This is a genomic window from Vibrio sp. B1FLJ16, assembly GCF_905175385.1.
Taxonomy (GTDB): domain Bacteria; phylum Pseudomonadota; class Gammaproteobacteria; order Enterobacterales; family Vibrionaceae; genus Vibrio.
The window spans coordinates 3,048,630-3,073,773 of the sequence record NZ_HG992749.1 but is presented as its reverse complement, the minus strand read 5'-3'; the positions used below and the strand labels follow the sequence as shown (position 1 = coordinate 3,073,773).

The 25,144-nt window shown below is 47.8% G+C and carries 22 protein-coding genes and 1 pseudogene; 12 read left to right on the top strand and 11 right to left on the bottom strand.

The window, feature by feature from the left end; translation table 11 throughout:
• Positions 1 to 6 precede the first annotated feature (6 nt).
• The 7 genes from atpF to glmU all read left to right on the top strand — a co-directional run bounded on the left by atpF (position 7) and on the right by glmU (position 6,881).
• A complete protein-coding gene (gene atpF / locus KHN79_RS14080; protein WP_182011289.1) occupies positions 7 to 477 on the top strand; it encodes a F0F1 ATP synthase subunit B in 471 nt (156 codons plus the stop codon).
• A 14-nt stretch (positions 478 to 491) separates the two neighbouring features.
• A complete protein-coding gene (gene atpH, locus KHN79_RS14075) occupies positions 492 to 1,025 on the top strand; it encodes a F0F1 ATP synthase subunit delta (protein WP_182011290.1) in 534 nt (177 codons plus the stop codon).
• 13 nt (positions 1,026 to 1,038) lie between these two features.
• Positions 1,039 to 2,580 carry a F0F1 ATP synthase subunit alpha gene (atpA, locus tag KHN79_RS14070; protein WP_182011291.1) on the top strand — a complete coding sequence of 514 codons (1,542 nt, stop codon included), beginning with the start codon at positions 1,039 to 1,041 and terminating at the stop codon, positions 2,578 to 2,580.
• Between the two features lie 44 nt (positions 2,581 to 2,624).
• Positions 2,625 to 3,491: a F0F1 ATP synthase subunit gamma gene (gene atpG / locus KHN79_RS14065; RefSeq protein ID WP_005457304.1), complete on the top strand. Its 867-nt coding sequence runs from the start codon at positions 2,625 to 2,627 to the stop codon at positions 3,489 to 3,491.
• 35 nt (positions 3,492 to 3,526) lie between these two features.
• Complete coding sequence (atpD, locus tag KHN79_RS14060) at positions 3,527 to 4,930, top strand: F0F1 ATP synthase subunit beta (protein ID WP_182011292.1); 1,404 nt, start codon at positions 3,527 to 3,529, stop codon at positions 4,928 to 4,930.
• A gap of 18 nt (positions 4,931 to 4,948) precedes the next feature.
• Entirely contained in the window at positions 4,949 to 5,371 is a 423-nt protein-coding gene (locus KHN79_RS14055) for a F0F1 ATP synthase subunit epsilon (RefSeq protein ID WP_014233411.1), read from the top strand.
• 148 nt (positions 5,372 to 5,519) lie between these two features.
• Positions 5,520 to 6,881: a bifunctional UDP-N-acetylglucosamine diphosphorylase/glucosamine-1-phosphate N-acetyltransferase GlmU gene (gene glmU, locus KHN79_RS14050; RefSeq protein ID WP_182011293.1), complete on the top strand. Its 1,362-nt coding sequence runs from the start codon at positions 5,520 to 5,522 to the stop codon at positions 6,879 to 6,881.
• Between the two features lie 303 nt (positions 6,882 to 7,184).
• Here the strand turns inward: glmU and punC are convergent, their stop codons facing one another.
• Entirely contained in the window at positions 7,185 to 8,390 is a 1,206-nt protein-coding gene (gene punC / locus KHN79_RS14045) for a purine nucleoside transporter PunC (RefSeq protein WP_182011294.1), read from the bottom strand.
• 153 nt (positions 8,391 to 8,543) lie between these two features.
• Here punC and punR point away from each other — a divergent pair, with 153 nt between their 5' ends.
• Complete coding sequence (gene punR, locus KHN79_RS14040; RefSeq protein ID WP_182011295.1) at positions 8,544 to 9,446, top strand: DNA-binding transcriptional activator PunR; 903 nt, start codon at positions 8,544 to 8,546, stop codon at positions 9,444 to 9,446.
• A 54-nt stretch (positions 9,447 to 9,500) separates the two neighbouring features.
• Here punR and ilvA read toward each other — a convergent pair whose 3' ends face one another.
• From ilvA to ilvG, 4 genes are all read right to left on the bottom strand, one after another.
• Complete coding sequence (ilvA, locus tag KHN79_RS14035) at positions 9,501 to 11,048, bottom strand: threonine ammonia-lyase, biosynthetic (protein WP_182011296.1); 1,548 nt, start codon at positions 11,046 to 11,048, stop codon at positions 9,501 to 9,503.
• 2 nt (positions 11,049 to 11,050) lie between these two features.
• Complete coding sequence (gene ilvD, locus KHN79_RS14030; RefSeq protein WP_182011297.1) at positions 11,051 to 12,892, bottom strand: dihydroxy-acid dehydratase; 1,842 nt, start codon at positions 12,890 to 12,892, stop codon at positions 11,051 to 11,053.
• A gap of 230 nt (positions 12,893 to 13,122) precedes the next feature.
• Complete coding sequence (gene ilvM, locus KHN79_RS14025; RefSeq protein ID WP_014233403.1) at positions 13,123 to 13,407, bottom strand: acetolactate synthase 2 small subunit; 285 nt, start codon at positions 13,405 to 13,407, stop codon at positions 13,123 to 13,125.
• A gap of 11 nt (positions 13,408 to 13,418) precedes the next feature.
• The gene (ilvG, locus tag KHN79_RS14020) at positions 13,419 to 15,065 is read right to left on the bottom strand and encodes an acetolactate synthase 2 catalytic subunit (protein WP_182011298.1); all 1,647 of its coding nucleotides are present in this window, start codon (positions 15,063 to 15,065) and stop codon (positions 13,419 to 13,421) included.
• 465 nt (positions 15,066 to 15,530) lie between these two features.
• Between ilvG and KHN79_RS14015 the strand changes: the two genes are divergently transcribed.
• On the top strand, positions 15,531 to 17,054 hold the full coding sequence (locus KHN79_RS14015) for a YifB family Mg chelatase-like AAA ATPase (protein WP_182011299.1): 1,524 nt from the start codon (positions 15,531 to 15,533) through the stop codon (positions 17,052 to 17,054).
• Positions 17,055 to 17,080: 26 nt separating this feature from the next.
• Here KHN79_RS14015 and KHN79_RS14010 read toward each other — a convergent pair whose 3' ends face one another.
• Positions 17,081 to 18,037 (bottom strand): DUF2860 domain-containing protein, encoded by a 957-nt coding sequence (locus tag KHN79_RS14010; protein ID WP_182011300.1) that lies wholly within the window; start codon positions 18,035 to 18,037, stop codon positions 17,081 to 17,083.
• A gap of 147 nt (positions 18,038 to 18,184) precedes the next feature.
• Between KHN79_RS14010 and KHN79_RS14005 the strand changes: the two are divergent.
• A pseudogene (locus KHN79_RS14005) lies at positions 18,185 to 19,064 on the top strand (acyltransferase).
• A gap of 57 nt (positions 19,065 to 19,121) precedes the next feature.
• Here the strand turns inward: KHN79_RS14005 and KHN79_RS14000 are convergent.
• From KHN79_RS14000 to KHN79_RS13980, 5 genes are all read right to left on the bottom strand, one after another.
• Positions 19,122 to 19,724, bottom strand: a complete 603-nt coding sequence (locus KHN79_RS14000) for a thiol:disulfide interchange protein DsbA/DsbL (RefSeq protein WP_182011301.1) — start codon at positions 19,722 to 19,724, stop codon at positions 19,122 to 19,124.
• Between the two features lie 33 nt (positions 19,725 to 19,757).
• Positions 19,758 to 20,744 (bottom strand): serine/threonine protein kinase, encoded by a 987-nt coding sequence (locus KHN79_RS13995; RefSeq protein ID WP_182011324.1) that lies wholly within the window; start codon positions 20,742 to 20,744, stop codon positions 19,758 to 19,760.
• 54 nt (positions 20,745 to 20,798) lie between these two features.
• Positions 20,799 to 22,220: a cytochrome c oxidase accessory protein CcoG gene (ccoG, locus tag KHN79_RS13990; RefSeq protein WP_182011302.1), complete on the bottom strand. Its 1,422-nt coding sequence runs from the start codon at positions 22,218 to 22,220 to the stop codon at positions 20,799 to 20,801.
• 276 nt (positions 22,221 to 22,496) lie between these two features.
• Positions 22,497 to 22,763 carry a YihD family protein gene (locus KHN79_RS13985; RefSeq protein WP_182011303.1) on the bottom strand — a complete coding sequence of 89 codons (267 nt, stop codon included), beginning with the start codon at positions 22,761 to 22,763 and terminating at the stop codon, positions 22,497 to 22,499.
• A gap of 376 nt (positions 22,764 to 23,139) precedes the next feature.
• Complete coding sequence (locus tag KHN79_RS13980) at positions 23,140 to 23,307, bottom strand: hypothetical protein (protein WP_182011304.1); 168 nt, start codon at positions 23,305 to 23,307, stop codon at positions 23,140 to 23,142.
• A 298-nt stretch (positions 23,308 to 23,605) separates the two neighbouring features.
• Here KHN79_RS13980 and KHN79_RS13975 point away from each other — a divergent pair, with 298 nt between their 5' ends.
• Positions 23,606 to 24,412 carry a sporulation protein gene (locus tag KHN79_RS13975; protein ID WP_182011305.1) on the top strand — a complete coding sequence of 269 codons (807 nt, stop codon included), beginning with the start codon at positions 23,606 to 23,608 and terminating at the stop codon, positions 24,410 to 24,412.
• Between the two features lie 72 nt (positions 24,413 to 24,484).
• Positions 24,485 to 25,138: a hemolysin III family protein gene (locus KHN79_RS13970; RefSeq protein WP_182011306.1), complete on the top strand. Its 654-nt coding sequence runs from the start codon at positions 24,485 to 24,487 to the stop codon at positions 25,136 to 25,138.
• The last annotated feature ends 6 nt before the right edge of the window (positions 25,139 to 25,144 follow it).

Genomic DNA, 25,144 nt, shown 5'->3' with positions numbered 1-25,144 from the left:
GCTGTTGTGAACATAAACGCAACTCTGCTAGGTCAAGCAATCTCGTTCGCACTATTTGTGTGGTTCTGCATGAAGTATGTATGGCCGCCATTGATGCAAGCGATCGAAGAGCGTCAGAAGAAAATTGCTGATGGTCTTCAAGCAGCTGAACGTGCTGCTAAAGACTTGGATCTAGCACAAGCCAACGCTTCTGATCAGTTGAAAGAAGCGAAGCGCACAGCAACTGAGATCATCGATCAAGCGAATAAGCGTAAGTCTCAAATTCTAGATGAAGCTCGCGAGGAAGCTCAGGCAGAACGCCAGAAAATCCTAGCGCAAGCGGAAGCAGAACTTGAAGCTGAGCGTAATCGTGCACGCGATGACCTGCGCAAACAAGTTGCTACTCTGGCTGTAGCTGGTGCTGAGAAAATCCTTGAGCGTACTATCGATAAAGATGCGCAAAAAGATATTCTCGACAGCATTACTGCAAAACTTTAAGTCTGGGGGCGCATATGTCTGATTTGACTACAATCGCACGCCCCTATGCTAAAGCAGCCTTCGACTTTGCGGTAGATAAGGGCCAGTTAGACCAATGGGGTCAAATGCTGTCTTTTGCTGCTGAAGTTGCCAAAAACGAACAAATGCGTGAACTGTTAACCAGTTCATTCTCTGCTGAGAAAATGGCAGAAGTATTTGTTGCTGTTTGTGGCGAACAAGTTGATGCACATGGTCAGAACCTTCTGAAGGTGATGGCTGAGAATGGTCGTTTGACGGCCCTTCCTGATGTTTGTGAGCAATTCTTCATTCTGAAGAAAGAGCATGAGAAGGAAATCGATGTTGAAGTAATTTCAGCGTCAGAGCTTTCTGATGAGCAGCTTGCAAATATTGGCGGCAAACTTGAAGCGCGTCTTGAACGCAAAGTGAAGCTGAATTGCAGTGTAGATGAGACCCTACTTGGTGGGGTTATTATTCGAGCCGGAGACCTAGTCATCGATAACTCAGCGCGTGGTCGTTTGAACCGCCTGAGCGATGCATTGCAGTCTTAATGGGGATTGGAGCATGCAACTTAATTCCACGGAAATTAGCGATCTAATCAAACAACGTATCGAATCTTTCGAAGTTGTTAGTGAAGCTCGCAACGAGGGTACTATCGTATCGGTAAGCGATGGTATCATCCGCATCCACGGCCTAGCGGACGTGATGCAAGGTGAAATGATTGAATTACCGGGTGGCCGTTATGCACTAGCACTTAACCTTGAGCGTGACTCGGTTGGTGCGGTTGTAATGGGCCCATATGCTGACCTTAGGGAAGGCATGAAAGTTACAGGCACTGGCCGCATTCTTGAAGTGCCAGTTGGTCCGGAACTACTAGGCCGCGTAGTAAACACGCTGGGTGAGCCTATCGATGGTAAAGGTCCAATCGAAGCGAAACTAACTTCGCCTGTAGAAGTAATCGCACCAGGTGTAATCGACCGTAAATCGGTAGACCAACCTGTACAAACTGGTTACAAGTCTGTTGACTCAATGATCCCAATCGGTCGTGGTCAGCGTGAGCTAGTAATCGGTGACCGTCAGACTGGTAAAACAGCAATGGCGATCGATGCGATTATTAACCAGAAAAACTCTGGTATTTTCTCAATCTACGTAGCAATCGGTCAGAAAGCATCGACTATCGCTAACGTAGTTCGCAAACTAGAAGAGCATGGCGCGCTAGCAAACACTATCGTTGTTGTTGCATCTGCTTCTGAATCTGCAGCGCTGCAATACCTTGCGCCATACGCAGGTTGTGCGATGGGTGAATACTTCCGTGATCGCGGCGAAGACGCACTGATTGTTTACGATGATCTATCTAAGCAAGCGGTAGCTTACCGTCAGATCTCTCTACTACTAAAACGTCCACCAGGCCGTGAGGCATTCCCGGGTGACGTATTCTACTTACACTCGCGTCTACTAGAGCGTGCAGCTCGTGTAAACGAAGAGTACGTAGAGCGTTTCACTAACGGTGAAGTGAAAGGTAAGACTGGTTCTTTGACTGCTCTTCCTATCATTGAAACTCAAGCTGGTGACGTTTCAGCATTCGTACCGACTAACGTAATCTCGATTACCGATGGTCAGATCTTCCTACAAACTGAGCTATTCAACGCAGGTGTACGTCCAGCTGTTGACCCAGGTATCTCAGTATCTCGTGTAGGTGGTTCAGCTCAGACGAAAATCATCAAGAAGCTATCTGGCGGTATCCGTACTGCACTAGCTCAGTACCGTGAACTAGCGGCATTCGCACAGTTCTCTTCTGACCTTGATGAAGCGACGAAGAAACAGCTAGACCATGGTCAAAAAGTTACAGAGCTAATGAAGCAGAAACAGTACGCTCCAATGTCTGTATTTGACCAAGCACTAGTAATCTTCGCGGCAGAGCGCGGCTATTTAGCAGATGTTGAACTAAGCAAACTGCTAGATTTCGAAGCGGCTCTACTATCGTACGCTCGCGGTCAATACGCTGAATTTGCAGCTGAGATCGACAAGACGGGTGCATACAACGATGAAGTTGAAGCTCAGTTGAAGAAACTGACTGACGACTTCGTAGCAACCCAAACTTGGTAATTAGGTCGGTGGCAGTCTCTGCCACCAACTAACGGAGAGTAACGATGGCCGGCGCAAAAGAGATACGTAATAAAATCGGTAGTGTTAAAAGCACGCAGAAAATTACGAAAGCGATGGAAATGGTAGCAGCTTCAAAAATGCGTCGCTCTCAAGATGCAATGGAAGCTTCTCGTCCATACGCTGAAACAATGCGTAAAGTGATCGGTCACGTGGCAAACGCAAATTTAGAGTACCGTCATCCGTACCTAGAAGAGCGTGAAGCTAAACGTGTTGGTTACATCATCGTTTCGACAGACCGTGGTCTGTGTGGTGGTTTGAACATCAACGTGTTCAAAAAAGCCGTTACAGACATCCAAACATGGAAAGAGAAAGGCGCTGAAATTGAGCTGGCAGTGATTGGCTCGAAAGCAACGGCTTTCTTTAAACATGGTGGCGCAAAAGTTGCGGCACAGGTTTCTGGCCTTGGCGACAGCCCAAGTCTGGAAGACCTAATCGGTTCTGTTGGCGTAATGCTTAAGAAATACGATGAAGGTGAACTGGACCGTCTATACGTAGTGTTCAACAAGTTTGTGAACACTATGGTTCAGCAACCAACGATCGATCAATTGCTACCTTTGCCTAAATCGGACAGCAAAGAGATGCAGCGTGAGCACTCATGGGACTACATCTATGAACCTGAGCCAAAACCTCTATTGGATACGCTATTAGTGCGTTACGTAGAGTCTCAGGTATACCAAGGTGTGGTTGAGAACCTTGCTTGTGAGCAAGCGGCTCGAATGATTGCGATGAAGGCTGCAACGGATAACGCAACCAACTTGATTGAAGATCTGGAACTTGTGTACAACAAAGCCCGTCAGGCTGCGATCACACAAGAACTGTCGGAAATCGTTGGTGGTGCATCTGCGGTTTAAGCTTAGGTAAAACGAAATAGTTTAGAGGATTAACGATGGCTACAGGTAAGATCGTACAGATCATCGGTGCGGTAGTCGACGTAGAGTTCCCACAGAGCGAAGTACCTAGTGTATATGACGCTCTAAACGTAACGGACTCAAAAGAGCGTCTAGTTCTTGAAGTTCAACAACAGCTAGGCGGTGGCGTAGTTCGTTGTATCGTAATGGGTAGCTCTGATGGTTTACGTCGTGGAGTTGAAGTAGTAAATACAGGCGCTCCAATTTCAGTACCAGTAGGTACTAAAACACTAGGTCGTATCATGAACGTCCTAGGAGACGCGATTGACGAGTGTGGTGAGATCGGTGCAGAAGAGACTTACTCTATTCACCGTGAAGCACCAAGCTACGAAGAGCAATCAAACGAGATCGCTCTACTAGAGACTGGTGTTAAAGTAATCGACCTAGTTTGTCCATTCGCGAAGGGTGGTAAAATCGGTCTATTCGGTGGTGCTGGTGTAGGTAAGACCGTTAACATGATGGAACTTATCAACAACATCGCACTTCAGCACTCTGGTCTATCAGTATTTGCTGGTGTAGGTGAGCGTACTCGTGAAGGTAACGATTTCTACTTTGAGATGCAGGAAGCGGGCGTTGTAAACGTTGAGAAGCCTGAAGAATCGAAAGTAGCGATGGTTTACGGTCAGATGAACGAGCCACCGGGCAACCGTCTACGTGTTGCACTGACTGGTCTAACAATGGCAGAGAAGTTCCGTGACGAAGGTCGTGACGTTCTACTGTTCGTTGATAACATCTACCGTTACACACTGGCAGGTACTGAGGTATCAGCACTGCTAGGTCGTATGCCTTCAGCGGTAGGTTACCAGCCAACTCTTGCTGAAGAGATGGGTGTACTTCAGGAGCGTATCACGTCAACCAAGTCGGGTTCTATCACGTCTGTACAGGCGGTATACGTACCAGCGGATGACTTGACTGACCCGTCTCCGGCAACTACGTTCGCGCACTTGGATGCAACGGTTGTACTTAACCGTAACATCGCTGCGATGGGTCTATACCCAGCGATTGACCCATTGGATTCAACATCTCGTATGCTTGATCCACTAGTTGTTGGTCAAGAGCACTACGACATCGCTCGTGGCGTTCAGCAGACACTTCAGCGCTATAAAGAGTTGAAAGATATCATCGCGATTCTAGGTATGGACGAGCTATCTGAAGCAGATAAGCAAGTTGTATCTCGTGCACGTAAGATTGAGCGTTTCCTAACTCAGCCTTACCACGTAGCGGAAGTATTTACAGGTGACCCAGGCGTTTACGTACCTCTTAAAGAGACTCTACGTGGCTTTAAAGGTCTACTAGCTGGTGAATACGATGACATTCCAGAGCAGGCATTTATGTACTGCGGTAGCATCGATGATGCTATTGAGAATGCTAAGAAGCTATAAGGCTAACTAGGAGGCGATATGGCACCAATAACCTTTCACCTAGACGTAGTAAGCGCTGAGAAACGCATTTTCTCTGGTCGTGTAGAGACGTTTCAGGTGACCGGTAGCGAAGGTGAGCTTGGTATTTTCCATGGCCATACTCCGCTTCTGACCGCTATTCAGCCTGGTATGGTGCGTATTGTGAAACAGCACGGCCACGAAGAGTTCATTTATGTCTCTGGTGGTATGGTCGAAGTTCAGCCGGGTACTGCTACAGTACTGGCTGATACAGCGATTCGTGGTGAAGATCTAGACGCAGCGAAGGCAGAAGAAGCTAAGCGTCGTGCTGAGGAGAACATCCAGAACCAGCATGGCGACATGGACTTCGCACAAGCGGCCAGTGAACTGGCTAAAGCCATTGCTCAGCTACGAGTTATCGAGCTGACCAAAAAGCGTCGCTAAGCTCAATTAGCAACGTTGCATGAAAAGGCGGCCAAATGGTCGCCTTTTGATTATTTTTCGTCTGAAATTGACCTCTCACCATTAACTAATCCCTTCTAACTGTCTAAAATAACTGTCAACTACTTAAAAGAACGTCAATAGGTTATCAATGAAATTCAGTGCCGTAATTCTTGCAGCGGGTAAAGGAACCCGTATGTACTCAAACATGCCCAAAGTACTTCACACTTTGGCTGGGAAGCCAATGGCAAAGCATGTGATTGATACATGTACCGGTCTTGGCGCACAAAATGTTCATCTGGTGTACGGTCACGGTGGTGATCAGATGCAGCAAGTCCTGGCTGATGAGCCAGTAAACTGGGTGCTTCAGGCTGAACAGCTTGGTACTGGCCACGCTGTCGATCAGGCTTCAGCACAGTTTGAAGATGATGAGAAAGTACTGATCCTATACGGGGACGTCCCGTTGATTTCAGAAGAAACCATTGAAAGCCTGCTTGATGCCCAGCCGACAGGTGGTATCGCACTGCTGACAGTGGTTCTGGATAACCCGACGGGCTATGGCCGTATCGTACGTAAGAACGGCCCTGTGGTCGCTATTGTCGAACAGAAAGATGCGACTGAAGAACAGAAGCTGATTAAAGAGATCAACACCGGTGTTATGGTCGCAACCGGCGGGGATCTGAAACGCTGGTTATCCGGTCTGAACAACAATAACGCGCAAGGCGAATACTACCTTACAGATGTTATCGCAGCGGCACACGATGAAGGCCGTGCGGTAGAAGCAGTGCACCCGGTTAACGCGATTGAGGTTGAAGGGGTTAATGACCGTGCTCAACTTGCTCGTTTAGAGCGCGCTTTCCAAGCGATGCAAGCCAAAAAACTGTTGGAGCAGGGGGTGATGCTGCGCGATCCGGCTCGTTTTGATCTGCGTGGTGAGCTGCAGTGCGGCATGGACTGTGAAATCGACGTTAATGTCATTATCGAAGGTACGGTATCGCTAGGGGATAATGTCGTTATCGGTGCTGGCTGTGTACTGAAAGACTGCGAGATTGATGACAACACGATTATCCGTCCTTACAGTGTGATTGAAGGTGCCACTGTTGGTGAAGAGTGTACGGTAGGTCCGTTTACCCGACTGCGTCCGGGGGCAGAGCTGCGTAATGATGCTCACGTGGGTAACTTTGTGGAAGTGAAAAATGCCCGTATTGGCGAAGGCTCTAAAGCGAACCATCTGACCTATCTGGGCGATGCGGAAATCGGTCAGCGCACAAATATCGGTGCTGGTACTATTACCTGTAATTACGACGGTGCGAACAAGTTCAAGACTATTATCGGTGACGATGTATTTGTAGGCTCTGATAGCCAGCTGGTGGCTCCGGTGAGCATCGCTGACGGTTCTACCATCGGCGCGGGTACTACTCTGACTAAAGATGTCGCGGAAGGTGAGTTAGTCATTACTCGCGCTCAGGAGCGCAGAATTTCTGGCTGGCAGCGTCCAGTAAAGAAAAAGTAATTCTTAATTTAGTCAGCATGAACTAAATAGAGGCCGCTCATCTGAGCGGCTTTGTTGTTAATGCCTGTCTGAATGAGTAAGTAACCTCAACTCGGGATAATTTAAGCCAGTCAGCACAGCTCTTTTAGCGCCTAACTGCGTTGAAATCACCGCAATAGACTAGCTATTGACTTGTGATTTTGCCTTGTTATCCATCTAAAACTGCAGCACTGACTCACACGTTTAATTAAGTGAATGAAAATTAAAGTTACTTGGACTTTCTTATCCCGAATTGAGGTTAAGTAGCCCGCAATCTAATGGAGTTTACAACTCCTCCTCACTCACTACACGCGCGTTATCCGGTGCCACGAAATGTCGCGATAGTTCCCGGTTTGCCAGTGTGTAGCCTATCCATAAACCACCCATACAGATAATGATTGCTATACCGGTTACTGACTGAGCCTGACTGGCCATCGCTGCGACAAATGCACTGGCTAGGCTACTGACACAGATTTGCAGGCTGTTCTGTAAACCAGCAGCGGTAGCAGGGCTTCGCTGAGCACTTTCCAGAGCGCGGTTAACTACGATAGGATAAAGAGCACCGTTGGCGACGGCAATTAAGCAGAAGGGTGTTAATATTGGCCAGATTGAGGTTAACGTCCACTGAGATGCGACGAAAACCATCAGAGACGCGACACTGAACAGACCGATCAACTGACGCAGAACCAGTTTATCGCCAAACTTGCGCACTCCCACTTTACCTAAATAGCCACCAGCCATAAATGCGATGGTTTGCGGGACAAAACTCAGGCCGATGTCTTTCGCTTCGTAGCCTAGCTGCGCCATGATTTCTGGCATGCCAGTTAAGTAAGCGAAGAAAGCCGCAGACGCAGTGGCAAACATGGTGACGTTGCCGAGGTAAGTTTTCGAACCAAGAAGGGTCTTAATATCTGACGAGATATTGGTCTGTTTGGTCTCCGCTTTTTCATCTTTCTGCATCATGGTTGCAGCGACAAGTAACACGCCAAGCAGCGTTAATGCGATAAAAATACTGTGCCAGCCAAAGTTATCTGCAAGCACTACGCCTAACTGAGGAGCCAGTGCCGGAGAGAGTGCGACTAAAGGCATGATCGTGGCAAAGATCTGCTGACTGCTGCTTGAATAACGTTTTATAACCATCGCCTGCCAGATAACGGCAGGTGCGCAGACACCGATAGCCTGAATAAATCGCAGGGTAAGTAACTGCCAGATCTGATCGCAGAATGCCAGACCAAATGAAGCCAGCGTAAATACGACCAAACCTGTGGCCAGCGTGTTGCGGTGGCCAAATTTGTCTGAGGCTAGTCCCCACATCAGCTGACCAAATGCCATTCCCACTAAAAAAACGGTTAACGACAGGGCAATCTGTTCCGGACCCGTCGCGAAGTCGATTTCCATTGCTTTAAATGCTGGCAGATACATATCGGTGGCGACAAAGCCAAGCATTGATAACACTGCAAGATAAACGAGTTGTAGTTTTGATATTTTCATTATTAACCAATCAAATTATTTAATTATATTTTTACTAATATCAGTTGGCGCCAACCCTGATTTATTTACCTTTTCATTCTATTTTTCGATTTCCAATAAATAAAACGTTAAAATTGTTGGTTATCAATCAAAAAATTTGAAAGGTAATTGGTGATGTTTTCCAAGTCCTCATTAGAAATGCTCGATACTGTCGCTCAGTTGGGCAGTTTTACCGCAGCTGCTGAGGTACTGCATAAAGTGCCTTCGGCCATCAGTTACGGAGTACGTCAGGTTGAACAGGATTTAGATGTGATTTTGTTCCGTCGCCTGCCGAGAAAAGTGGAATTAACTCCGGCAGGGGAGATATTTATAACCGAGGCTCGCGCGCTGTTACGCCAAATGGAAGAGGTAAGAGCGCAGACCCGCCGGGCCGCACATGGCTGGCAGACCACCCTCAGGCTGACCTTAGATAACGTGGTAAAACTGGAAAAGCTGAAACCTCTGGTGGAAGATTTTTACCGTGAGTTTGAGTTTGCCGAGCTTCAGATCAACATGGAAGTGTTTAATGGCTCCTGGGAAGCGATTGCTCAGGAGCGGGCTGACATAGTGGTTGGTGCGACGAGCGCTGTTCCGGTCGGCGGTGACTTCGAAGTCAGGGATATGGGCACGCTGGATTGGGCATTCGTTATGTCTCCGGCGCATCCCTGCGTCCGCCAGCAGACGTTAACGGAAGCGTTTGTCAGTCAGTTCCCGGCTATCTGTCTCGACGATACATCGAATGTACTGCCTAAACGCCATACTGGACACTATCCTCAGCAACGCCGGTTATTACTGCCGAACTGGTACGCTGCAATTGAGTGTCTGAAGCAGGGGCTTGGTGTTGGTTATATGCCGCGTCATATCGCGATGCCATTGATCAATGATGGTGTGCTGGTGGAGAAGGTTCTGCCGGACGACAAGCCGTTGAGTCGCTGCTGCCTAGTATGGCGTAAAGATGATAACCATAAGTTGATCCAATGGATGGTGGATTATTTAGGATCATCGAATCAGTTACATCAGGATTGGTTGCAGGCTTAAATTAAGCTTGGGAAAATAATAACACCCCGTGTCGGCGGGGTGTTTTGTCGGTTATTATGATAAGAAGAACTTATAAGACGGATTATCCGTTTCGTCCTTACACTGATAACCCAGCTCACGCAAATGCGCAGAAAACCGGGCTAAATCGCTTTCATCTAACTCGAAACCACACAGAACTCGCCCGTAATCGGCACCGTGGTTACGGTAATTAAACAGGCTGATATTCCAGTGGGTACCAAGTGTACTTAAGAATTTAAGCAAGGCACCCGGATATTCTGGGAACTCGAAGCTGTAAAGGCGTTCTTTGAGCTTTTTGGATGGTTTGCCACCGATCATATAACGAACGTGCAGCTTTGCCATTTCATCATCAGATAAATCTACCACCGGATAACCGCCTTCGCGCAGATCACGAATGATGTTCTCCAGCTCTTCCTGACCGCCCTGCAAGCGTACACCAACAAAGATATTCGCCAGTTCATCATCGTTATAACGGTAGTTAAATTCAGTGACCGCACGACCGCCAATCAAATTACAGAACTCGAAGAATGCCCCCTGGCGTTCCGGGATGGTAACTGCAAGTAGACCTTCTCGTTTCTCACCCAGTTCGCACCGCTCAGAGACATAACGTAAACCGTGGAAGTTGGTGTTGGCACCAGACAGCACCGTGCTGAGGTTTTTACCTTCGAGTTTGTTCTGTTCTGCAAACTTCTTCAGGCCAGCCAGAGCAAGTGCACCGGAAGGTTCAGCTATCGCTCTGGTATCCTCAAAGATGTCTTTCACAGCAGCACAGATTTCGTCGCTTGATACCGCGACATGCCCGTCAATGTACTTCTGGCACAGACGGAAAGTTTCTTCACCGATACGTTTTACAGCGACACCATCAGCAAACATACTGACCTGATCCAGCACCACCGGCTCACCGGCATCCAGGGCTGCTTTTAGACATGAAGAGTCTTCAGGTTCGACGGCTATGACCTTGATTTCCGGCATCAGTTGCTTGACCAGTACCGCGACACCAGCGGCTAAGCCACCGCCGCCGACTGGAACAAAGATATAATCAAGATGACCATTTTGCTGCAGCATTTCCATGCCGATGGTGCCCTGACCGGCAATCACCAGCGGGTGATCAAAAGGAGGAACGAAGGTATAGCCGTTTTCTTCTGACAGGCGCTCTGCCTCTGCTTTTGCCTCATCAAAGTTACTGCCGTGCAGCACCACATTGCCGCCAAAGCTTCGCACCGCATCAACTTTGATGTCCGGCGTGGTCTTTGGCATTACAATTGTGGTCTTGATACCCAGCTTAGTGCCGGAGAGCGCCATGCCCTGGGCGTGGTTCCCTGCAGAAGCGGCAATAACGCCAGCAGCCTTTTGCTCTTCTGACAGGCTTGCCACCATGTTATAGGCACCACGTAGCTTGAATGAGTGCACAGGCTGGCGGTCTTCACGTTTTATCTGCACATTGTTATTAATGCGTGCGGAAAGTCGCGGCATATCCTGAAGTGGTGTAACCGTTGCGACTTCATATACAGGTGCACGCAAGATCTGGCGCAGATAGTCTGCGCCGGATTGATTTACTTTTTTAGCGGGTTGAGATTCCATCATCGCTAGCCCTCTAGCTTAGATTTGTCTCGTACCGCGCCTTTGTCAGCACTGGTTGCCATGCTGGCGTACGCTTTTAGTGCGAACGATACTTCACGCTGACGGTCAACGGGTTTCCATCCCAGTTCATCTTGTTTTGCACGGCGTTCAGCCAGTTCTTGCTCAGAAACTTCGAGTGAAATCGTACGGTTTGGAATATCAATCGCGATCATATCACCTTGTTTCACCAAACCAATCGCACCGCCATTTGCAGCTTCCGGAGAAGCATGACCGATCGAAAGACCAGATGTACCACCAGAGAAACGGCCATCAGTAAGCAGGGCACATTCTTTGCCCAGCCCCATCGATTTCAGGTAAGTCGTCGGGTAAAGCATTTCCTGCATGCCCGGACCACCTTTCGGCCCTTCGTAACGGATAACAACCACATCGCCAGCCTTTACTTTGCCGCCCAAGATGCCTTCAACAGCGTCTTCCTGGCTTTCAAAAACCACAGCAGGTCCAGTGAATTTGAGGATGCTTTCATCAACACCCGCCGTCTTAACAATACAGCCATCCAGCGCGATGTTGCCTGACAGAACGGCCAGACCACCTTCTTGGCTAAAGGCGTTATCTTTAGTACGAATACAACCCTCAGCACGGTCATCATCGAGACGATCCCAACGGCAGTCTTGTGAGAATGCCTGGGTGGTGCGGATACCAGCTGGGCCTGCCCGGTAGAATTTGAGTACATCTTCGTCTTCAGTTTGAATGATGTCGTATTTCGCCAGCTGCTCTTTCATTGAAAGGCCAAGTACAGTGCGAGCATCATTGTGCAGTAGACCTGCGCGGTCCAGTTCACCAAGGATAGCCATGACACCACCAGCGCGGTGTACATCTTCCATGTGATATTTCTGAGTCGATGGCGCTACCTTACACAGATGCGGTACCTGGCGGGACAGACGATCGATATCTTCCATATCGAAGTCGACTTCACCTTCTTGCGCTGCCGCTAACAGGTGCAGAATGGTGTTAGTTGAACCACCCATGGCGATATCTAGTGCCATGGCGTTTTCGAATGCATCAAAGGTAGCTATGTTGCGTGGTAGTGCCGATTCGTCATCTTGCTCGTAGTAACGACGTGTCAATTCAACAATACGTCGACCAGCGTTGAGGAACAGCTCTTCACGGTCGGCGTGAGTCGCTAGCATTGAGCCATTGCCTGGCTGAGACAAGCCCAACGCTTCGGTTAGACAGTTCATTGAGTTGGCGGTAAACATTCCTGAACAGGATCCACAAGTCGGGCAGGCACTACGCTCGATCTGCTCGCTTTGTTCGTCAGAAACTTTTGGATCCGCGCCTTGGATCATGGCATCAACTAGGTCTAGTTTAATGATCTGATCAGAAAGCTTGGTTTTACCCGCTTCCATTGGACCACCAGAAACGAAGATCACAGGGATGTTTAGACGCATAGATGCCATCAACATTCCCGGAGTGATTTTGTCACAGTTAGAAATACACACCATTGCATCGGCACAGTGAGCGTTGACCATGTACTCTACAGAATCTGCAATCAGTTCACGGGAAGGCAGTGAGTACAGCATGCCGCCGTGACCCATTGCGATACCATCATCTACGGCGATGGTGTTGAATTCTTTTGCGATGCCGCCCGCTTTTTCTATTTCACGAGCGACTAGTTGACCCATATCTTTCAGGTGTACGTGACCCGGCACAAATTGGGTAAACGAGTTTACCACCGCGATGATTGGTTTACCGAAATCCTCATCCTTTACACCTGTTGCGCGCCACAGCGCACGAGCACCCGCCATGTTACGACCATGTGTGGTAGTTGCTGATCTATATTTTGGCATTTATTAATTCCTTCTTACTTCTGCTCCGGGGACACACAGTCTAATCAGCGCCACTTCTCTTTGTGGGCTTGTTAATAGGCCATCGTAGGCCGCTTGCAGTTGTTTTTAATTCTCAGGCCGCGTCTGGTGCCGCCCGTTTCCATTGTGTTGCTGGTTATAAAAATTTACAGCTTTTGTCCTTGGCTACCGGCTTTATCATCAGAGTAAACCGGTAGTCCGATCTGCCATCCTTACGCGCTTACCTGTTGCTGTAAATTGTGATTTGGCAGCTCATCATTGCGGATTTTTAGTACTTCTACTTTACGCACATCCCATAATTTCTCAATTTGATTAATCAAAAAGGAAATCGGGCGGTCACTGTCGACGATGATTTCAACGCTGGCGACCTTGCTTTCATGGTTTTGCGTTGCCGCTACTTGCTTTATCACGAACCCCCGGTGACGAATCACACGCAGAACGCGCTCTAACAGGACCGGTTTGTCATCGGCTTTTATGTCGAGTAAATATCTGTCCATGTGATGCTCTCCTAGGTGTTTTCCAACATATCACTGTTTGATGCGCCAGGTGGCACCAATGGCCACACGTTTTCTTCTTCGTCGATTAATACATGAAGCATGTAAGCGGTTTTGCTTGCCAGCATCTCTTTTAGCGCAGGCTCGACTTCTTCTTTCTTAGTGATGGTCTTACCCGGAATATCGAACGCTTTTGCCAGCATCACGAAATCTGGGTTGTCATCTAGGATGGTTTCACTGTGTCTTCCATCGAAGAACAGTGACTGCCATTGGCGAACCATACCCAGGCGCTGGTTGTTAAGCAGCACAATTTTCACCGGAATCTGACGGCGCTTTAGAGTCCCTAGTTCCTGCACGTTCATCATAAATGAACCGTCACCGGAGATAAGAACAGACTGGTCATCCGGACGGGCGACAGCTGCGCCCATGGCTGCTGGCAGACCAAAGCCCATGGTGCCCAGACCTGCGGAGGTGATGAAGTTTTGAGGTTCACGCGGCTGGATATGCTGCGCTGCCCACATTTGGTGCTGGCCAACGTCTGTCGATACGATCGAGCTGTCCGGCATCATGTCCGACAGTTGCTTGAGCAATAACGGCGCATAGATAAGCTCGCCCGGGTGATCGTAGCGCCACTTAAAGCCGCTGCGTAAGCTTTCACTGTGTTGAACCCATGGCGAGATGTCCTGGGTAAGTTCTAGTTGAGGAAGAATGGTATTAATGTCACCACGCAGTGGTGCGTTTGCGTGGCGAAGTTTATGGATTTCGGCTGCATCGATATCGATATGGATCACTTTTGCATTCGGTGCAAAGGTGTCGAGCTTACCGGTCACACGGTCATCAAATCGCGCGCCCACCACAATCAATAAGTCTGCTTCCTGAACGACTAGGTTGGCAGCTTTGGTACCGTGCATGCCCAGCATGCCAAGATAATGCGGATCATGGCGCTCAATGGTACCTAAACCTTTCAGAGTGCTTACCGCTGGCATTGGATTCAGGCGTAAGAACTCTCGTACCGCATTAGTTGCTTTTGCTAGTTGAACACCACCGCCGACGTACAACACCGGGCGGGTAGACTCAGCCAGAACTGCCTGGGCTCGCTGAATGTCTTCAGCGCTGACATCTTCAATGGCTGGTGCAACGTAGGGAGGCAGAAGTTCTGTCGGGGCCTGAGCAAGCTGCACATCTTTGGCGATATCTACGATTACCGGACCAGGACGGCCAGTTTTCGCCACTTCAAATGCTTCGGCCAGCGTAGGGGCAAGATCTTCAATTTCTGTAACCAGGTAGCTGTGCTTGGTACAGGAGAGAGACATACCAATGACATCCATTTCCTGGAAAGCGTCGGTACCGATATGAGAGCTGGCAACCTGACCTGTAATGGCTACCAGAGGAACTGAATCAAGGAACGCGTCGGCAAGGCCGGTAACAAGGTTGGTGGCCCCAGGGCCAGAAGTCGCCATACATACGGCAACATCTTGAGTGGATCGGGCCATGCCGATAGCAGCCATGGCAGCCCCTTGTTCATGACGGCACAGGATGTGCTCTACACCTCCGTCATACAAGGCATCGTAGATTGGCATGATGGCTCCGCCTGGGTAACCAAACACGGTTTTGATGCCTTGCTGTCTTAAAGCGGCTACGACAAGTTGTGCTCCAGTCATCGTAAACCTCCTTTGCTACGTTGTGGCTCGTAGCTATCACCATTTGTATTGCACTTCATGTGCACTCCCATTCTTCCCGTTAAACTGTCCAAGGGTTAGACAGATGACAACTTGTAGTTGTAAAAAAAACCCCCGGACTTTTCAGTGCGGGGGTTTTTTGTAATTTGTGGTTATCTTTCGCCCACAATACCCCGCGCGGTGCCAATAATGACCACGATAATCAGGGCTAGCAGTGAGTTAATGTAAGCGAAAAGATTCATCTGTCTGTCGTTCTATTTACGTTAAAAAGTATTGTGTAATGTTCTACGTAATTGTTTGCGTCTTTAGTGGTATCACACAAATCCTCTGCGTGACAAGCAAAAAGTCATTCTTTTTTCACATTAACGCTCAAATGGGACGCGGTATAAAACATAACCAATCAGATAAAGCGTTTGTTTATATAATATTCAATAACTCGGGGAGCATATGGGGCTGGCAATCATTCATAGTAGGGCAAGTGTCGGGGTACAAGCGCCGTCAGTGAGCGTGGAAGTACATATTAGTAATGGCATGCCAGGCTTTACTCTGGTTGGGTTGCCGGAAACTACAGTAAAGGAATCCAAAGACCGGGTACGCAGTGCGATCATTAACTCTAATTTTCAGTTTCCGGCCAAGCGTATTACCGTCAATTTAGCTCCGGCGGATCTGCCCAAGGAGGGTGGTCGCTTTGATTTACCCATTGCATTGGGTATTTTGGCTGCTTCGGATCAAATCACGGCAGATAAGCTCAAAAACTACGAATTTGTCGGTGAGTTAGCGCTTTCTGGCGGTCTCCGTCCGGTGAAAGGTGTGCTGCCCGCTGCTTTAGCTGCAAGCAAGGTTCAGCGTTATTTGGTTGTGCCACATTTGAATGGTGATCAGGCTGCGCTGGTGGGTAAAGATCAGCATAAATCGGCACAATCGTTACTGGAAGTGTGTGCTGAGTTGTGCGGCCAGCATCGACTTAATTTACATCAGGCTCCTGAACGTGTTGTAACAGAAGACCATGGTCGAGATCTGCAGGATATCATTGGTCAGCAGCAGGGTAAGCGCGCTTTAGAAATTGCGGCGGCAGGTAATCATAATCTGCTGTTTTTAGGTCCGCCCGGTACCGGAAAAACGATGTTGGCATCGCGGCTGTGTGATTTGTTGCCTGAAATGAGCGATGAAGAAGCAATGGAAACTGCCTCGGTGGCATCGCTGACTCAGAGTGAAATCAACGAGCATAACTGGAAGTTGCGGCCATTCCGTGCTCCGCACCACTCAAGTTCGATGGCTGCTTTGGTCGGCGGTGGTTCGGTGCCAAGGCCGGGGGAGATTTCTTTGGCCCACAATGGCTTATTGTTTCTGGATGAAATGCCGGAGTTTGATCGTAAAGTGCTGGATTCACTGCGTGAACCGCTCGAATCCGGTGAGATCATTATCTCACGTGCTCAAGGGAAAACCCGCTTTCCCGCTCGTTTTCAGCTGGTGGGTGCACTTAATCCAAGCCCGACAGGCTATTACGAAGGAAATCAGGCGCGCACCAACCCGCAAGCCATTTTGCGTTACCTCGGACGCTTGTCGGGACCACTACTGGACAGATTCGATATGTCACTGGAAATCCCGGCTTTGCCAAAGGGAACCTTGTCTGAAGGCGGTGACCGGGGTGAACCTACAGCAGTGGTGAAAGAGCGGGTTAACTATGCCCGTTCTCAGATGCTCAATCGCAGTGGTAAGGTTAACGCACTGCTCGGCAGCCGCGAGATAGAAGCGTTCTGTCCGCTGCAAAAAAGTGATGCAGAATTCTTAGAGACCGCTTTGCACCGCCTTGGTTTGTCTATCCGGGCTTATCACCGGATCATAAAGGTCGCGCGTACCATCGCTGATCTTGAAGGTGCTGATCAGATTGAGCGCTCCCATCTGGCGGAAGCACTCGGGTATCGTGCAATGGACAGGTTACTGAAACAATTGACGGCTCAAGCGGTGTAATAAGTTCGTATGAGTCCGTCAACTGATTAAAAGTGGTAGTTTAAACCTACCGACATCAGGTATTGCTTCTCGTCGTAGAAGGTAATGTTTGAGCTGGTTTGACTGTAACCTGCGAAAGAGATAAACGACCAGTCTTGCCAGTCAAAAACATTTTGGTATTCGTAGGCTGCAAACAGTTTCACCGTGTCATCACTGCGTGTTTTGGCAAATGTCAGGCTCTGTGACTGGTAATCCTTGTAGCTGTAGCCAGCGGTAAGTGCCAGGCGGTGACGGTTAATAAATTTAAACCAGCTGATATCAAGCCCGTATGAATCGAACGATTCAGCGTCACCATCGGCATCGTGATTAATGTAAGTGAAAGCAGGCTGCAACATCGCAGTGCGATTAACGAGAATTCGGTAATCGCCTTTGATGTAGTAAATATCAGCATCACGGGCGAGCGTGCGATCAGTGACCTCTTCGTCATCTATCTGTTTGTCGGCAAACGCCAAGTCGAGATTGAAGTTCTTATCAATCAGTCCTTTTATCTGTAAGCGGTATGCGTTGCCAATCTCATCGGTTGTACGCCGGGCAACACCTACCTGATAGGGGTTACGCCACGCTTCTCCTTCCAGCAAAGTTGGTAAGTAGGATACGTCAAGCACGGTGCCAGACGGCAACTGATATTGATAGCCGAGCTGAAAGGCCAGTGTACCAATAGCCACATCCGAGCGGGTGGTACCTGTGTACACTTGCTGATTGAGCTGTGTGCCGAAGGTGTAAGCGATGTTTCCCAGCGGGCCTGCAACCACGGAGCTGTCACTGTCTGCACTGTGACTCAGTGAATCGATGGTCTTGTCGCTGTCGGTATTAAAGTTAGATTCCGATGTAACAAATCCTGCGTTAAGTGAAAGCTCTCCGCTGAGTCCGGCGGTTTCTGCGAGCCGAGCCTGAGCTGAGCTGACGATAAAGGCGAGAGCCAAGACTGCTAGTCTTGCTTTCATTCGTGATCTCCCTATTAGCAAATGAATAGTTTAGTGCTCGTTGCGAGTGACTAATCAGACCATTCTGATAAGTGTTTCAATGTAGCAGTGGGACAGTATAATTACACGCTGTTTTATTACACACCTTATCATTATTACTTGGTTATCATGCTGGCATATTTGTTACTTTTTTTTTAACGCTTCTCTTGTGATCTTAAATTCGGCGATCTGCTCGCTGGCAATTTGCATTATCGCCATGATTAAGTTTTTTCTTCCGGGTATACAGCTGAAAGCGAAGGGTACTGAAGCCGCTAATAAAGTAATGTGGGTATGGTCAACGGTGAATGCGGGTATTCTCGCTCTGTCTAACCGTGTTGAGTGGGATGTGCAGGGTGGTGAGGAGCTGAAAAAGGATGGCTGGTATCTGCTTATCAGCAATCACCTTAGCTGGACGGATATTGTTGTGCTGTGCTGCGTGTTTAAAGACCGTATTCCGATGCCAAAATTTTTCCTTAAGCAGCAGCTATTGTATGTTCCTTTTATAGGCATGGCGTGCTGGGCACTGGATATGCCGTTTATGCGCCGTTATTCGCGTGAATATCTTATCCGTAACCCGCACAAGCGTGGTCAGGATCTGGCGACGACCCGTCGTTCTTGTGCAAGGTTTAAGCATACTCCGACAACGGTGGTGAACTACGTTGAAGGCACACGTTTTACCACAGACAAACAGCGTTCGGGTAATGCAAGATATGAGTATCTTCTGCAGCCAAAATCAGGTGGCATCGCTTACACGCTGGCTGCGATGGGCGATCAGTTTGATAACATCATTGATGTGACTCTGGCTTATCCGGAGAACACTGATAAACCATTCAAAGACATGATGATGGGACGGATGAGCAAAATCGTGGTGCGGGTAAAGGTACTGCCGGTTGATGAGCAAGTACTGGGTGATTACTTTAATGATAAGCCATACAAACGCCAGTTCCAGCAGTGGTTGGGTGATGTCTGGCAAGAAAAAGATCAGATACTGCAAGATATCCATAAGTAACGGCAGCAGATAAAACAAAGGGGAGCGTAAGCTCCCCTTTGTGCGATTTGTGCTGGTTTATTTCAGTTCCAGTAAGTAGTTCACCAAAGCAAAATACTCGTCCGTGGTTTTGATGCTTTGTGCCTGTACCTGGTACTTGTTATTGACGATTACCGCCGGAACTCCTGTCAGGCCGCTGTCTGAAAACTGTTTATCCATGCGGCGAATCATGGAGTCGACTGCAAAGCCTTTGAATGCTGAGTCAAATTTGTTCGCGTCTACGCCTTCATCCAGAAATATCTGGCGCAGTTCAGCGTCGTCACGTGGTGCTTTACGCATATTGTGAATGCGGTTAAACATTACTGGCACCATTTTGTCTTCAATCTTTAGCGCGACCATGGTGGCGAATGCTTTACTCATAGAAGGCCCCATCTTGCCACCCATGAAAGATACGTGGTTCTTTTGTAGTTTTACGCCTTCTGGTAACTGCTTTTTAAGCTGCTGAATAACCGGTTCGAAAGAATTACAGTGCGGGCAGTAGAATGAGAAGAACTCAGTAACAACAGGCTTACTTGATGCCTCTAAGTCCAGTACTTTGTAATGTTCACCTTCTTTGAACTGAGCGGCATTTGCCGTGAGGCTCAGCATTAGCATAGAAAACAGTGCGAACAGCTTTTTCATCTAAATATCTCCTTTTTGAATTATTTGGCTGATTTACCATTGAGGCATTAAAGAGAGGGGGGCTTCTTCTAAGCTGGCAATCTGCTCTTTAAACGCAAGGACTTGACCTTCCCAGTATTTTGGCTCATTAAACCATGGAAAAGCGAGCGGAAATGCCGGATCATGCCAACGTTTTGCTAACCAAGCCATGTAGTGCACCATTCGTAGACCGCGAAGAGGTTCTATAAGTTTCAATTCTGCTGAATTAAAATCGCAAAACTCCTGATATGCTTCCAGAATCGTATCCAGCTGCATCAATTTCTCCTGACGCTCTCCGCTGAGCAGCATCCACAAATCTTGTACAGCAGGTCCGTTACGTGAGTCGTCTAAGTCTACGAACATCGGGCCGTCACGCCACAGGATATTGCCCGGATGACAATCTCCATGCAGACGAATGGTATTGAAATCTTCTCGCCAGTGATTCTCAATAGATTTGATTAGCATATCCAAATCATTGAAAAAACTGTTTTCCAGGTGCATCGGAATCATATTTGAGTTTTGCAAAAGCTCACGTGGTTGGTAGAGGTATTCCTGTAATCCGATACTTGGCCGGTGCTGAAACGCTTTCTGACTGCCGACTTTATGGATGCGGCCGAGAAATCTGCCAACGCCTTCGAGCTGATCTAAATTATCCACTTCAAACTGACGCCCGCCGACGCTTTCAAACAGAGCAAAGTTATAGCCCTGGTAGTGATGTAAGGTCTGGCCGTTCAGTAGTACTGGTGGGGCGACCGGGATTTCATTGTCGATCAGCTCCAGAGTGAAATCGTGCTCTTCCTGAATTTGTTCGTTACTCCAACGTTCTGGACGATAGAACTTCACCACGTAGCGACGGCGCTCTTCATCAGTAAACTGATAAACACGGTTTTCATAGCTGTTGAGAGGGAGAAAGCCAGATTCTGCGCGAACACCGATGCTTTCTAACGCATACCACATAAAATCCGGGGTTAGGGCGTCAAAGTTAAACGTACCTTGGGACATATAAATAAAAAGGCTCATTACTGAGCCTTATTCCATTAGTTATCGAAGCTGGAATCAGAGTTTCTTGATAAACCTGCTTTCCACTTCGATAGTGAAATCGTTACTCTTATCGGTGAGTATAAACTGAATTGTTGTTATCGCAGAGTTTAGCTTGTCAGGATCTGCGCCAAGACTCAATGGTAAGTTCAGCACTTCACCCGGTTGTACCTGTACGGTTTGTTTACCGTACCAGCTCACATCGCTTAGGCCGCTGACATCAAGAGTGTATTCTTGTGTCTGTTGGGTCTTATTGATCAGTTTAAGGGTGTAGGTATTTTCCACTTCACCGGAACTGTTAACGCGGAACAGTTGGTTACGGTCACGAATTACACTCATACCAGCAGGGTCAACAGATGCAATCTGCGCGAAGAATAAGCCCACCATGATCAGTAACACGGCACCATAGCCAAGTAGCTTAGGACGCAGAACTTTAGTGTGCTTACCCGATAAACGGTGCTCAGTGGTGTAGCTGATCAGCCCTTTTTCGTAGCCCATGCGATCCATGGTCTGGTCACAAGCATCAATACAAGCACCACAGTTGATACATTCATACTGCAAGCCATCACGGATATCGATTCCCGTCGGACAGACCTGGACACATAAATCACAGTCAATACAGTCACCCAACCCCAGTTGTTTTGGATCTGCCTTACGTGAACGAGGGCCTCTTTGTTCACCACGATTGGTGTCGTAGCCAACGATGAAGGTATCTTTATCAAACATCGCTGACTGGAAACGTGCGTAAGGGCACATGTGAATACACATGATTGAGCGCATCCAGCCTGCATTACCGTAAGTACAAATCGCAAAAAACAGCACCCAGAAAACAGGCCAGAAGCTAGAGTTAAAGGTGAAGAAATCGATCACTAGTTGCTTAATAGGCACAAAGTAACCGGCAAAAGTGAAGCCAGTGGCGAGCGCAATTGCAAACCAGGCGATGTGTTTGAGGGTTTTACGCATCACAAGGTTGGCGGTTAACTTGTTCGCATCTTGCCTGCGGCGCTTATTCGCGCTGCCTTCGAGTTTCTCCTCAAACCAGATGTACATAAACGTCCAGACGGTTTGCGGACAGAGGTAACCACACCAAACCCTGCCTAAAAATGTGGTAATGAAAAACAGGCCGAATGCCGCTATCACAAATAATAGGGCAAGCAGGGTGAGATCCTGCGGATACAGTGTAGTGCCAAAGAAGTTAAATTGCTGATTACCAATATCAAGCAGAATGGCCTGGCGATCACCGTATGGAATCCAGGGAGTCAAAGCAAACAGGAGTAATAAAAACCAGCCGCCGTAGCGTCTTAGCTTTTGATAGGTTCCTTTACTTTCACGGACATAAATGCGATTGCTCGGGTTAAAACGATCCCCGTTACCTTTATGGGTTTTCGGGTTAAAAGTCTTGGGAGTCACATCTTTGATGTCGATCTTATCCTGACTCATGCACTCATCCTTCTTGGGCTTTTTTAATGTACGGCGTCATTTCTACCGATGGCGCTCGATGACATTGCTATTTTAGTTAATACTGATAAACGATGATTATACAACCAATAACATTTCCTTTTCTTTAACGTAGTCAATGTTTAACAACAAAAAGCAGTACAGTTAACCTGATTATTGGCTGAACAGTTATCACTTACTTTACTGCTCTTTTTTAGTTGTAAAAAAGAGCAATAAAAAAGCGACTCGGACGAGTCGCTCAGACAGGGCTGGTATTGTCTATTTGATGACGCCGCGAGCGCGTAAAATAGCCGTTTTGAAATCATCTTCCTGGTCTTTCTTTAAACCCGGGATCATCTCATCTTTACTGCTGTTACGCATTTTAAGGTGGTAGATCAGAACATCATCAGTGAGATCTTCCAGTTTGCCTTCATAACCCGCTTCTGTGGCCAGTTTCACAATAAACTGTAGCAGGTTCATGTCCTGGTCTTTGTGCCACTCTGGATCTAGCAGTTCGAGCAATTCTTCAATTCGATGACACTTCATTCATTTCTCCACAAAATTTATAGGTATTTGGGTATATACCCAAATAACCTCAAGGTGCCAAGTTCAGCGAGAATGACTTGGCTTACAGGCGAGGCAACGATTTGATGATCTAGTGGCTCTAAATCAAAAATCGTTAACAAAGACTGTGAGCCAAGGAAACTCGCCCTTCGGGAGCGTGTCACTGACACGATTTCCGCGTCAAATAACTTGGAAAGAGCTCGCTATTCCGCTGCGTTATTTTCCTAGATCTTGTGCCAGTGACAACGCTCTGAATCCTGCACCTTGAAGTCATTTGGGTATAACGGTATCAAATTGCCGTGAGGATACAAATAGGGAGCAAGAAAAGAAAAAAGCGCAGCTAGTGCCGCGCTTTTTATTAAGCTGCTTTGATAACTTTGGACGGAGCTTCTGGCGTTACCGCGTTTTTCTCAACCATTGTCATAGCAGGCGCAACTTGCTTTGCCTTAAATGCAGTAGCAAAACCACTGCGACGGCGCATTGCACTACTATTGGTGTGTGCGAACCTGACTGCTGTTGGGCGCATTTAATTACCTAACTGTCACACATATCCATTGCCGATGTTATGGCCTGAATCACTATGAGCTGACCTCAAACTGCGAAAAGCTTCGCTCTTTTGGCTCTCGCCAATCCGGATAATGAGTCAGGAATACCGATATGCATACATATCAGTGATTAGGTTAGCACCCTTGTGTTAATTGGTCGATACTTGAACAATCGAAATGTTTCGATTTTGTCAATTTATCGAATGTAAAGAATGCAAAAATTGTTTTTGACCCCGTGATCGGCAGTAGTAGTATGAGATCTCGACAAAGGAGGTGCCTATGTCATTTTTAAAGAAGACACTTGCGAGTTTTGGGATTGGCAGTGCTAAGGTTGACTCGGTTCTGAATCAGGATGTGCTCTATCCGGGGCAGAGTGTGGATGTGTCTATCCATGTTTACGGGGGAGCGACAGAACAGGAGATTGATAATATCGATTTGAAACTCTGCTGTCGTTACATTGCGGAAGCGCCTGATGACAGAGGAGCCCGTGAAGGGCACAGTATGCGCCGGATACCGCAAACCCATGTTCTGGCTGAGTGGAGCCTTCCTTATGCGTTTACTATCCACTCTGCAGAAGAACGTACCTTCGATTTAAAACTTGATGTGCCCTGGAATACTCCGATTACAATCGGTGACGCGAAAGTGTGGCTGGAAACAGGCTTAGACATTGCCGCTGCGCTTGATCCGACTGACAAAGATATGCTTACCATTCGTCCGGATCCTCTGATGGATGCAATCCTGACCGCATTTGAGGCGCAGGGTTTACGTATTCGCAAGGTTGAATGCGAAGAAGTGAAGGGATTTGATCTGCCATTTGTTCAGGAATTTGAACTGGTACCGACAGATGGTCCCTACCATGGTCTGTGGCGTGAGCTGGAGTTTGTCGCGCACCGCAGTGAAAAAGAGCTGAAACTATGGTTTGAGGTTGACCGCAATCGCAGCGGGTCCGGAGGTATGCTGGCGAGCCTGTTAGGCAGCGGCAAGCTCAAGCGGGAACTGACGATCCCTGTGACGACTAACCATGATGAAGTCGGGGAGCTTGTGCTTAATTACCTTGACCAAGCTACTGCTATTCACGACCCTTAATTTTAGCTTACACGTGTAAGCTAAGTGTGCCATACTAGAGCGAATATACACGACTCAAGTATAGGTACATCGATGTCATCATCACATAAGCCTCAATACAGTCAGGGCGAAGAGTTTGCTAACTCTCTCACTCACGGGATAGGGATGTTATTGGGTATTGTTGGCCTGATTCTGCTGTTAGTCAGAGCTTTGGACCAACAGGCTGATGCCCTGACCATCACCAGTATGGCGATCTACGGTTCCAGTATTATTGTGCTGTTTCTTGCCTCTACGCTCTATCACGCAATTCCGCATCCTAAAGCTAAACGCTGGCTGAAAACCTTCGATCATTGTGCGATTTATTTACTGATTGCGGGCAGCTATACCCCGTTTTTGCTGGTGAGTTTACGAACCCCTTTGGCGATTGGTTTAATGATCGTGATCTGGACCATTGCCTTGATTGGTATTCTTATGAAAGTGGCGTTTATTCATCGCTTTAAGAGATTATCGCTAACGACTTATCTGGTCATGGGATGGCTGTCATTGATTGTTATTTACCAACTGGCCATTACCCTGGATATTGGCGGATTGACGCTACTTGCGGCGGGCGGCCTGATTTATTCCCTTGGTGTCATTTTTTATGTGGCTAAACGTATACCATTCAATCACGCTATCTGGCATGGCTTTGTTTTAGCGGGCTGTGTGTGTCATTTCTTTGCTATCTATTATTTCGTCGAACCGATTTAGCCTTAA